The following is a 10,556-nucleotide window of genomic DNA, read 5'->3' as shown; positions in this document are numbered from 1 at the left end:
CCGTTGGGGTCCGCCCCCTTATGCGTTCCCCGCCGCTCGTGGCATTCATCGGACGCGGCCCCGCCTCCGGTCGGGAGGTCGGGGGCCCTAGCCGATGACGACTTCCTCCTCGGAGATGACGCGTCCGAATGAGTTCAGGTCGATGAAGTTCTCGTGATCCGGGTCGACGGTCTTGAGGAAGTTCTCGCAGAAGTAGAACGCGTTGAGGTCGTCCATCGTGTCGAACCACGCCTCGACCACCGAGTCGTAATCCGGCTCGGGATAGTTCGGCGCGGGGACCGGATACGACACCACGAATCGGCGGATGTACTGCTCCGCCTCCGGGATCGACATGAGCAGCGGCCTGTGGATGTTCCGCTGGTAGTGGGTGAACTCGTCATGCGTCATGCCCTCGCGACGCTTCAGGGTGATGACCATTTTAATCATGATGGCCGGCCTTTTCTCTTCGATGGGCGGTGAGCCGTCGGCGCCCGGTATCACTGACCGGAATGCGCCGCTGTGCGTGGTGATAAGCCTGCGCTCGGCAGAGAGGCCGATCCAGGCACCAGCGGTACCTGGCTGGGCCCCGTGGCCGGACGCAGACTGGAGGTATGGACAGACGAGAACTGGCCGGCTTCCTGCGCGGCAGGCGCGAGGGCATCGCCCCTGCCGACGTGGGTCTGCCCGCCGGGCCGCGCCGCCGCACGCCGGGGCTGCGCCGCGAAGAGGTGGCGCAGCTGGCGTTCATCTCGACCGAGTACTACACGCGGCTGGAGCAGGCCCGCGGCCCGCGGCCGTCGCGCGAGGTGCTCGCCGGTCTGGCCCGGGCCCTGCGGCTGTCGGACGCCGAGCGCGACCATCTGCACCACCTCGCGGGCGCGCCGCCCGGCCCGCCGGCCGGGCCCTCGCGTGAAGTGCCGCGGAGCATCCTCGACCTGCTGCGGCGGCTGCCGCACACCGCGGCGATCGTGCTCTCCGCGACCTACGAGGTGATCGCCTGGAACGACCTGGCCGCCGCCCTCCTGGAGGACTTCTCCCCGCTGTCCCGGCGCGAGCGCAACCTCCTGCGCCGTGCCTACCTCGCGCCGCCGTCGCGGGAGCGGCCGCTGTACGACCCGTTCGACGCGGAGGCGTTCGCCCGCGCCGCGGCCCGGCGGCTGCGTGCCACTGCCGCCCGCTACCCCGACGACCCCGAGGTGGCCACGCTGGTCGGCGACCTCCTCTCCGGCAGCGCGGAGTTCGCCCGGGTGTGGGCGGCCCACGACGTGCGCCCCGAGTCCGCCCTGCGCAAGACCGTCGACCACCCGCTGATCGGCCCCATCACCCTCAACTGCGACCTCCTCGACATCACCGACCAGGACCAGCAGGTCGTGATCTATACGGTCGAGCCCGGTTCCCCCGCGGAGGAGGCGCTGCGGCTGCTGTCGGTGATCGGTACGCAGCGCATGGACGTACCCGGGTAGGGGTTCGGGCGCGTGCGGCCCTCGCCCGTCGGCGGTCGCGGTACGCCCGGCCCCGGCCGTGCGGCCTCCGTTTCGCCCTTGGCCCGGCGTGGTGCACCCTGAGGGCAGGGCGTCTCGCGGACAGCGTCGGCGGTGTGGTAGTGCTCACCGGATCGATTTGGATCAACATCATGCTGATTCCGCACCGGACCGGGTAGCCTCCGATTACGGATTACGCAGTTCAGAGACGCTCTCGCAGACGTCCGGCGTCGACGTCTGACCAGCTTCACCGGCGTCCGGCGCCGTACTCCCGCTGCTGACTTTCGGCAGCAGTCCGAGGGGCTTCCCGAGAGGCACCCTGGGGCGGAGTGCGGCGCCGGACGCGCCAGGACACCCACCGCGGGGAGGAACCAAGACCATGGGCGTAACGCTCGCCAAGGGAGGCAACGTCTCCCTGTCCAAGGCCGCGCCGAACCTCACGAATGTGACCATCGGACTCGGCTGGGACGCCCGCTCCACCACCGGGGCGCCCTTCGACCTCGACGCCAGCGCACTGCTGTGCCAGTCGGGCCGGGTGCTCGGGGACGAGTACTTCGTCTTCTACAACAACCTCACCAGCCCCGAGGGCTCCGTCGAGCACACGGGCGACAATCTCACCGGTGAGGGCGAGGGCGACGACGAAACGATTCTGGTCGACCTCTCCAAGGTGCCCGCCGGCTGCGACAAGATCGTTTTTCCGGTCTCCATTCATGAGGCCGATCTGCGCGGCCAGAGCTTCGGCCAGGTCAGCAACGCTTTCATCCGTGTGATCAATCAGGCCGACGGCAGCGAGCTCGCGCGGTACGACCTGAGCGAGGACGCGTCCAGCGAGACGGCGATGATCTTCGGCGAGGTCTACCGGTATGGCGGAGAGTGGAAGTTCCGTGCGGTCGGCCAGGGGTACGCGTCCGGTCTCCGCGGCATCGCTCTAGACTTCGGGGTCAACGTTTCGTAAAGCCGCGCTCGACGCGGGGGAATCCTCATAGAGAAGGATTGAGTAGCCAGTGCTCCTCAGAACATTCGGCTGGTCGTTCGGCATCACAGCCGCCGGCCTCGCCTTGGCCGGCTTGCTCTGGGGGTGGCAGGGGCTGGCGGTCGTCGCGATCCTCTCCGTCCTGGAGATCTCGCTCTCGTTCGACAACGCGGTCATCAACGCCGGCATCCTGCGGAAGATGAGCCCGTTCTGGCAGAAGATGTTCCTCACCATCGGCATCCTGATCGCCGTCTTCGGTATGAGGCTCGTCTTCCCGGTGGTCATCGTGGCCATCACCGCCAAACTCAACCCGATCGAGGCGGTCAACGTCGCGATCAACGACCACGATCGCTACGAATCTCTGGTCACCAGCGCCCACCCGGCGATCGCCGCGTTCGGCGGAATGTTCCTGCTGATGATTTTCCTGGACTTCATCCTGGAGGACCGGGACATCCAGTGGCTGCGCTGGCTGGAGAAGCCGCTCGCCAAGCTGGGCAAGCTGGAGACCCTCTCCGTCGTCGTCGCCATGGTCGTCCTCATGATCGCCGCGACCACCGTCGCCACCTCCGTGCCGGTGCACGGCGGCCACGGCACGATCGACAAGGGCGCGACCGTGCTGCTCGCCGGCGTCGGCGGCCTGGTCACCTATCTGATCGTCGGCGGCATCTCCAGCTTCTTCGAGAACCGGCTGGAGGACATGGAGGAAGCCGATGGAGAAGGGGCAGAAGGGGCAGAAGGGGCCCCGAAGGGCGCCGCGGCGGACAAGAAGAACGGGCCCTCCGTCGTCGGGCTCGTCGGCAAGGCCGCCTTCTTCATGTTCCTCTACCTGGAGGTCATCGACGCCTCCTTCTCCTTCGACGGCGTCATCGGCGCGTTCGCCATCACCAACGACGTCTTCGAGATGGCGCTGGGTCTCGGCATCGGCGCGATGTACATCCGGTCGCTCACCGTCTTCCTCGTCCGCAAGGGGACCCTCGACGACTACGTGTACCTGGAGCACGGCGCGCACTACGCGATCGGCGCGCTCGCCGTCCTCCTGCTCGTCACGATCAAGTACGAGATCAACGAGGTCATCACCGGCGGCATCGGCGTCCTTCTGATCGCCGCCTCCTTCTGGTCGTCTCTCGTCAGAAACCGACGACAAGAGGCCTTGGGAGAAAACTCCGAGAACAAGGCCGAGGTCACCTCCGGAGTGTGACGACGGTAAGTTTGAGGAACGCTCTGAGCGGGGCGGTCGTGAGGTTCAACCTCCCGGCCGCCCCGCGGCAGTTGGCCCTAGCGGGGTGAGAGGTGGGTGTGCGTTAAGTGGCATTCTGGAGCGGTTTCTTCAGCAACTGGAGCGGAGCGGCGCAGCAGTTCGACAGCGGCGGTTCGTCCGGTGCCGTCGAACTGACCAAGCGGCATCCCTCGGTCTCCCTGACCAAGCAGAACGCCCTCACCGGCAACCTGCGGGTCAACCTGTCCTGGCGGATGCGCACCTCCGACTTCGACGAGAAGATGAACAGCGGCGGTGGCGGCGGGATACGCCACCCCTTCGGCAAGTTCCGCCCGGAGGTCGTCCAGTCCCAGGGCCCCGCGGTCGTCAACGTCGACCTCGACCTCGCCTGCATGTACGAGCTCACGGACGGCAGCAAGGGCGTCGTACAGCCCCTCGGCAACTTCATGGGCAGCCTGAACAGCGCGCCGTACGTGCAGCTCAGCGGCGACGACCGGTTCGGCTCCCCGTCCGGCGAGACGATCTACGTCAACATGGACCACCACGAGGACATCAAGCGGCTGCTGATCTTCGTCTACATCTACGACGGGACGCCCGCCTTCGACCGTACGCACGCCATGGTCACCCTCTACCCCGGCAACGGCCCCCGCGTGGAGATCTCGCTCGCCGAGCGGGCGCCGCAGGCCCGCTCCTGCGCCGTGGCGCTGCTGGAGAACAACAAGGGCGAGATGACCCTGCGCCGCGAGGTGAAGTACGTGTACGGCTTCCAGGCGGAGCTGGACCGGCTCTATGGCTGGGGGCTCCAGTGGGGACGGGGGTTCAAGTCCAAGGTGTGAGCGACGGCGCCGCCCGGAGCCCGTATCGCTAGCGGTTCTGGAACTGCGGTCCCTGCGGCGGCAGCCGGAACGCCGGGTCGGGCAGCGGCTGATACTGCGGGTAGCCGTACGCGGGCTGCGGCTGCGCCGGAGGCTGCTGCGGGTACCCGTAGGCGGGCGCGGGCGGCGCGACCGGCTGCGGCGGGACCGCGGGCGGCGGCGGGTAGCCGTAGCCCGTGCCCGGCCGCGGCGGGTCCTGCGGCGCGCCGTCCGCCGCCGGGGCCGGCATCGGACCGGCGTCCGGCTGAACGGCCGGGACCGGCGGCAGCTCCGAGGCCGGCTCGTGCGCGGGCCGGGCCGGGACCTCGGGCGGCGGCGGGGCGGCCGGGCCGTCCCCGGCCGGGGCGCCGCCCTCGCTGCCCTCGCCGCCCTCTTCCCCCTCGTCCACCGAGATGCCGAACTCCGTGGCCAGTTGGATCAGCCCCGACTCGTACCCCTGACCCAGCGCCCGGAACTTCCAGCCGTCCCCGCGCCGGTACAGCTCACCGCAGATCATCGCGGTCTCGTCGCCCGTCTCCGGCTGCACCTCGAAGCGGGCGACGGGCTCGCCGCCGTCCTCGGCCGCCGCGTCGTACAGCAGGACGCACAGGTCCGGTACGAGCCCGAAGGCGCCGCCGTCCGAGGAGGCGGCCAGCACCACCCGGTCCACCGAGGCGTCCAGCGCCGCGAGGTCCGTCTCGACCGTGTCCGTCAGCCCCTCCGCCAGCCGCTTCTTCGGCAGGTGCCGCACCAGGCCGGACGGATGCCGGGGCTGGTTGTAGAAGACGAAGTCCTCGTCCGAGCGCACGCGCCCCTCGTCGCCGATCAGGAGGGCGGAGGCGTCCACGTCGGGGATGCCCGGACCGGGGGTCCAACGCAGTACGGTCCGTACCGCGCGGGCCTCCAGCGGGATGTTCGACCCCTTCTGCATCGCGTGCGTCATGCCCGTCATCCTGCCTGCTGTGTCCGCGCGGGGACAACGCAGGGGGACCGCACGGTCACAGGGGTCTGCCCCCGGGGCTCCGGTCCGGGCCCGTGCGGACGCGCCGGGAACTCTCGCCCCACCGCCGGACGTACGATAATCGGCCATGCTTCCGGACCGGACGGGTCGAGGGAGGGCCGCCGCGCGACGGAGAGAACGGGACAGAGAACGATGAGGCATTTCGGATATCTGGCGCCCGCGGAACGCGAGGCCCTGTTCCACCGGGCGCCCGGCGAATTCACCGCCGCCTCCCCGGCCCGCACCCTCGCCACCGCCCTCGGCGCCACGCTCTACAGCCCCGCCACCCGCCCCCGCCTCGCCGACGACATCGTCAGACAGGCCGGCCGGGGCGTCGTCTCCATGGTGCTGTGCCTGGAGGACTCCATCGACGACTCCGACGTGCCGGGCGCCGAGGAGAACCTCGTGCGGCAGTTCGCCGACCTCGGCGGGCGCGGCGCCGACGCGAGCCTGCCCCTGCTCTTCATCCGGGTCCGCACGCCCCGCCAGATACCCGACCTGACCCGCCGCCTCGGCCGCGCCGGACGGCTGCTCACCGGGTTCGTCCTGCCCAAGTTCACCGAGGAGCGCGGCGTCCCCTTCCTGGAGGCGCTGCTGGCCGCCGAGAGCGGCTGCGGACGGCGGCTCTTCGCCATGCCCGTACTCGAATCGCCCGAACTCCTCCACCTGGAGACCCGCACCGAGACGCTCGCCGGCATCGCCCGCACCGTCGACAAGTACCGCGACCGGGTGCTCGCCCTGCGGCTCGGCGTCACGGACTTCTGCTCCGCGTACGGGCTGCGCCGCGCGCCCGACATGACCGCGTACGACGTCCAGCTCGTCGCCTCCGCCATAGCCGACGTCGTCAACGTCCTCGGCCGCGCCGACGGCACGGGCTTCACGGTCACCGGGCCCGTATGGGAGTACTTCCGGCAGCACGAGCGGATGTTCAAGCCGCAGCTGCGCCGCAGCCCGTTCGCCGGATCGGCGGAGGCGCTGCGCGCCGCCCTCATCGAGCACGACATCGACGGGCTGCTGCGGGAGATCGAACTCGACCGCGCCAACGGCCTCCAGGGCAAGACCTGCATCCACCCCTCCCACGTCGCGCCCGTACACGCGCTGTCCGTCGTGAGCCACGAGGAGTTCAGCGACGCGGAAGACATTCTGCGGCCCGGCCGCGACGGCGGCGGAGTGCTGCGGTCCGCCTACACCAACAAGATGAACGAGGTGAAGCCGCACCGGGCGTGGGCCGAGCGGACCATGCTGCGCGCCGAGGTCTTCGGCGTCGCGCGGGAGGACGTCAGCTTCGTGGAACTGCTGGCGGCGGGGGTGCGGAGCGCGTGAACGAGTGCGGCGGACAGGGCGAAGAGAGAATGGGGCACGGCGTGGTGTGGTCGGGGCAGTGGGTCGCGGACCGGCTGGGCGTGGGGCTGGACGGCGACGCCGCGCTCCCGGAGCTGCTGGGCCTCGCGCTGCGGCGCAACCCCAAACGGGCCCACCTGCTGGTCTCCAACGTGCTCGGCAAGCATGTGCCGCAGCGGCCCGCCGCCGTGTACGGGGCCGGGCTCGGCCTCGGCCGCCGGGTACGGGAGCTGCTCGGCGACGCGGACGCCGCCCGCGCCGTGGTCCTCGGCTACGCGGAGACCGCCACCGGCCTCGGCCACAGCGCGGCGGACGGGCTCGCCCTCGCCCCCTACCTCCACTCGACCCGCCGCCCGGTCGCCGGCACGGCCCCCGTCGGCGGCTTCGAGGAGGAGCACAGCCACGCCACCTCCCACCTCCTCCTCCCCGAGAACCCCGGTCTCCTCGGCGGCGACGGCCCGTTGGTCATCGTGGACGACGAGTTCTCCACCGGCCGTACGGTCCTCAACACCATCGCCGCCCTGCACGCCCGCTACCCGCGCGACCGGTACGTCGTCGTCGCCCTCGTCGACATGCGCTCCCCGGCGGACCGCGCGCGGCTCGCGGACTTCGCGGCGGAACTGGGCGCGCGCATCGACCTGGTGGCCCTGGCCACGGGCGCGGTGCGGCTGCCGGAGGGGGTGCTGGAGCGGGGACGCCAACTTGTCGCGGAAAATGAAGGGTTGGCAGATGAGGGCTTCGCACCGCGGGAGCGTGGCACCGTGCGGCGGGTGGAGATCGGCTGGCCCGACGGGCTGCCCGACGGCGGCCGGCACGGCTTCACACCGCGGCACCGGGCGGAGCTGGAGAGCGCGCTGCCGGGAATGGCGGCCCGTATCGCGCAGGCGCTCGACCATGCGGGCGCGGCCCCCCGGCGCGTACTCGTCCTCGGCTTCGAAGAGCTGATGTACGCGCCGCTGCGGCTGGCCGACGCGCTCGATGCCGAGGTGGGCGACCGCGCCGAGGTCTACTCCTCGACCACCACCCGCTCACCGGTCCTCGCCGTGGACGACCCCGGCTACGCGATCCGCACCCGCCTCGCCTTCCCCGCGCACGACGCGCCCGCCGACGGGCCCGGCGAGCGGTACGCCTACAACGTCGCGGGCGGCGGCTTCGACGCCGTGGTGGCGGTCGTCGACTCCACCGCCGACACGCCCGAACTCCACGTACCTGACGGCCTGTTGGCGCAGCTCTCCGCACACGCGGGGCAGGTGCTGCTGGCCGTGATCCCCTCCTACCGCCCCGCTGCCGATTCCCCTTCGGCAGCCGAAAGACAGGCGCCCCCCATGCCGGAGCCGCTGCGCGGCCCGCAGTTCTCCTCGTACGCGCCCGACGAGGTCGGCTGGCTGCTCCAGGACCTCTCGTCGGTGGCGCTCGAAGCGCCCACGGAGGAGCGCGAGGAGGCGGTCCAGAACGGCGGCGCGCACTACGCGGAGTCGCTGCCGGTGGAGTACCAGCCGAGCGAGGCGTACCAGGAGCTGTTCCGCTCCGCGCTCGACGCGTCCGCCGCCCGTATCGCGCGCGCCGTCGGCGCGGTCACCGAGACCCTGCTCGCCGAGCGCTCGCCCCGGCCCGTACTCGTCTCACTCGCGCGGGCCGGTACGCCCGTAGGCGTGCTGATGCGGCGCTGGGCGCGCCACGCGCACGGCCTGGACCTGCCGCACTACGCCATCTCGATCGTGCGCGGCCGGGGCATCGACGCGACCGCGCTGCGCTGGCTGGCGGACCGTCATGACCCGTCCGACGTCGTCTTCGTCGACGGTTGGACGGGCAAGGGCGCGATCACCCGCGAACTCGCGGATGCCCTGCGGGAGTTCGAAGATCAGGCGGGTTGTGCGGGCTTCGATCCCCGCATCGCCGTGCTCGCCGACCCCGGCGGCTGCGTGGACACCTACGGCACGCGCGACGACTTCCTCATACCCTCCGCCTGCCTCAACTCGACCGTATCCGGGCTCATTTCACGCACCGTGCTGCGCGCCGACCTCGTCGGGCCGGACGACTTCCACGGCGCGAAGTTCTACCGCGAACTGGCCGACGCCGACGTGTCCCGGCACTTCCTGGACGCCGTCGAGGACCGCTTCGACGAGGTGGAGGAGCAAGTCGCCGCCGACGCGAAGGAGTTGGCGGCCACGGACCGTACGCCCACCTGGGCGGGGTGGGCGGCCGTCGAGCGGATCAGCGAGGAGTACGGCATCCATGACGTGAACCTCGTCAAGCCGGGCGTCGGCGAGACGACCCGCGTACTGCTGCGCCGCGTCCCGTGGAAGATCCTCGCCCGCCGGGGCGCGGGCGCGGATCTCGCGCACGTACGGCTGCTGGCCGAACAGCGCGGGGTGCCGGTGGAGGAGGTCGACGAGCTGCCGTACAGCTGCGTCGGACTGATCCACCCGCGCTACACGCGCGGTGCGACGGGCGCGGACGGCAGGGCGGTGACGTCCCTGTGAGCACCCCCTCCACCATGATCGCGAGTGATCTCGACCGCACGCTGATCTACTCCGCCGCCGCCCTCGACCTGCGGATGCCGGACGCCGAGGCGCCCCGGCTGGTCTGCGTCGAGGTGTACGAGCACCGGCCGCTGTCCTATCTGACGGAGACCGCCGCCGCCCTGCTCGCCGGCCTGCGCTCGGCCGCGCACTTCGTGCCGACCACCACCCGTACGCGCGAGCAGTACGAGCGCATTCAACTCCCGGGTCCGCCTTCGGAGTTCGCGATCTGCGCCAACGGCGGGCAGCTGCTCGTACGCGGCGAGCCGGACGCCGAGTGGCAGGCGCGGGTGCGGCGGACGCTGGCGGCCGAGTGCGCCGGGCTCGACGAGGTCCGCGGCCATCTGCTGCGCTCAGCCGACCCGGCCTGGCTGCTCAAGGAGCGCACCGCGGCCGATCTCTTCGCCTATCTCGTCGTCGAGCGCGCCCTGCTGCCCGACGCCTGGATCAAGGAGCTGGCGGAGTGGGCCGACGCTCGCGGCTGGACGGTCTCCGTGCAGGGCCGCAAGGTCTACGCGGTGCCGAAGCCGCTCACGAAGAGCGCGGCCGTCGCGGAGGTGGCCCGCCGTACGGGCGCCGGGACGGTGCTCGCCGCCGGGGACTCGCTCCTCGACGCCGATCTGCTGCTCGCCGCGGACCGCGGCTGGCGGCCCGGCCACGGCGAGCTGGCGGCGGAGGGCTGGTCGGCGCCGCACGTCACGGCGGTGGAGGCGTGCGGGGTGGCGGCGGGGGAGGAGATCGTACGGGCCTTCGCGGGGGCTGTCGCGGAGGGCTGAGCCGACGGGGGTGGCCTGCGGTACGGTCGACTGTATACAATCGGATCAAGATCTGTGCAGTCACGGCGACGGATCGCCAGGCTTGGAGGCGTCATGGACAACGTGGGTCCCTTGAACCCCTTGGACCCCGAGGTGGTGCTGGGCATGGCGGCCCAGGCCCCCGACGGCATAGTGATCACCGACCGCGAGGGTCTGATCCGCTACTGGAACCAAGGCGCGGAACGGATCTTCGGCTTCTCCGCCGCCGAGGTCGAGGGCCGCAGCCTGGACGTGATCATCCCCGAGAAGCACCGGCAGCGGCACTGGGACGGCTACCGGACGGCCATGGAGAAGGGCACCAGCCGGTACGGCGCGGACGACCTGTTGGCCGTGCCCGCGCTGGCGGCGGACGGCAGGAAGCTGTCGATCGAGTTC

Annotated in this window: 10 protein-coding genes; 8 read left to right on the top strand and 2 right to left on the bottom strand. The window is 71.1% G+C overall.

Features of this window, described 5'->3' with window-relative positions; genetic code table 11:
* Positions 1-87: 87 nt before the first annotated feature.
* The gene (locus ACFU99_RS18935) at positions 88-417 is read right to left on the bottom strand and encodes an EthD domain-containing protein (protein ID WP_384393181.1); all 330 of its coding nucleotides are present in this window, start codon (positions 415-417) and stop codon (positions 88-90) included.
* Between the two features lie 173 nt (positions 418-590).
* Between ACFU99_RS18935 and ACFU99_RS18930 the strand changes: the two genes are divergently transcribed.
* The 4 genes from ACFU99_RS18930 to ACFU99_RS18915 all read left to right on the top strand — a co-directional run bounded on the left by ACFU99_RS18930 (position 591) and on the right by ACFU99_RS18915 (position 4,485).
* A complete protein-coding gene (locus ACFU99_RS18930; RefSeq protein WP_384393178.1) occupies positions 591-1,442 on the top strand; it encodes a helix-turn-helix transcriptional regulator in 852 nt (283 codons plus the stop codon).
* Positions 1,443-1,839: 397 nt separating this feature from the next.
* The gene (locus ACFU99_RS18925) at positions 1,840-2,415 is read left to right on the top strand and encodes a TerD family protein (RefSeq protein WP_384393175.1); all 576 of its coding nucleotides are present in this window, start codon (positions 1,840-1,842) and stop codon (positions 2,413-2,415) included.
* Between the two features lie 49 nt (positions 2,416-2,464).
* Positions 2,465-3,631 (top strand): DUF475 domain-containing protein, encoded by a 1,167-nt coding sequence (locus ACFU99_RS18920; RefSeq protein ID WP_384393172.1) that lies wholly within the window; start codon positions 2,465-2,467, stop codon positions 3,629-3,631.
* Between the two features lie 107 nt (positions 3,632-3,738).
* On the top strand, positions 3,739-4,485 hold the full coding sequence (locus ACFU99_RS18915; RefSeq protein WP_384393169.1) for a Tellurium resistance: 747 nt from the start codon (positions 3,739-3,741) through the stop codon (positions 4,483-4,485).
* Between the two features lie 28 nt (positions 4,486-4,513).
* On the opposite strand, the gene ACFU99_RS18910 is transcribed toward ACFU99_RS18915, so the two are convergent.
* Positions 4,514-5,446: a TerD family protein gene (locus ACFU99_RS18910; protein WP_384393166.1), complete on the bottom strand. Its 933-nt coding sequence runs from the start codon at positions 5,444-5,446 to the stop codon at positions 4,514-4,516.
* Positions 5,447-5,656: 210 nt separating this feature from the next.
* On the opposite strand from ACFU99_RS18910, the gene ACFU99_RS18905 reads away from it, so the two are divergent.
* From ACFU99_RS18905 to ACFU99_RS18890, 4 genes are all read left to right on the top strand, one after another.
* Complete coding sequence (locus tag ACFU99_RS18905; RefSeq protein ID WP_384393164.1) at positions 5,657-6,826, top strand: HpcH/HpaI aldolase/citrate lyase family protein; 1,170 nt, start codon at positions 5,657-5,659, stop codon at positions 6,824-6,826.
* A gap of 29 nt (positions 6,827-6,855) precedes the next feature.
* Positions 6,856-9,327, top strand: coding sequence for a phosphoribosyltransferase (locus tag ACFU99_RS18900; protein ID WP_384393162.1), 2,472 nt, complete (start codon positions 6,856-6,858; stop codon positions 9,325-9,327).
* 14 nt (positions 9,328-9,341) lie between these two features.
* Positions 9,342-10,142, top strand: a complete 801-nt coding sequence (locus ACFU99_RS18895) for an HAD family hydrolase (protein ID WP_384393184.1) — start codon at positions 9,342-9,344, stop codon at positions 10,140-10,142.
* Between the two features lie 93 nt (positions 10,143-10,235).
* A partial coding sequence (locus ACFU99_RS18890) for a PAS domain S-box protein (protein WP_384393159.1) occupies positions 10,236-10,556 on the top strand: 321 nt, incomplete at its 3' end.

This window comes from Streptomyces sp. NPDC057654, assembly GCF_042800135.1.
GTDB lineage: Bacteria > Actinomycetota > Actinomycetes > Streptomycetales > Streptomycetaceae > Streptomyces.
This window is presented reverse-complemented; position numbering and strand designations above follow the sequence as displayed.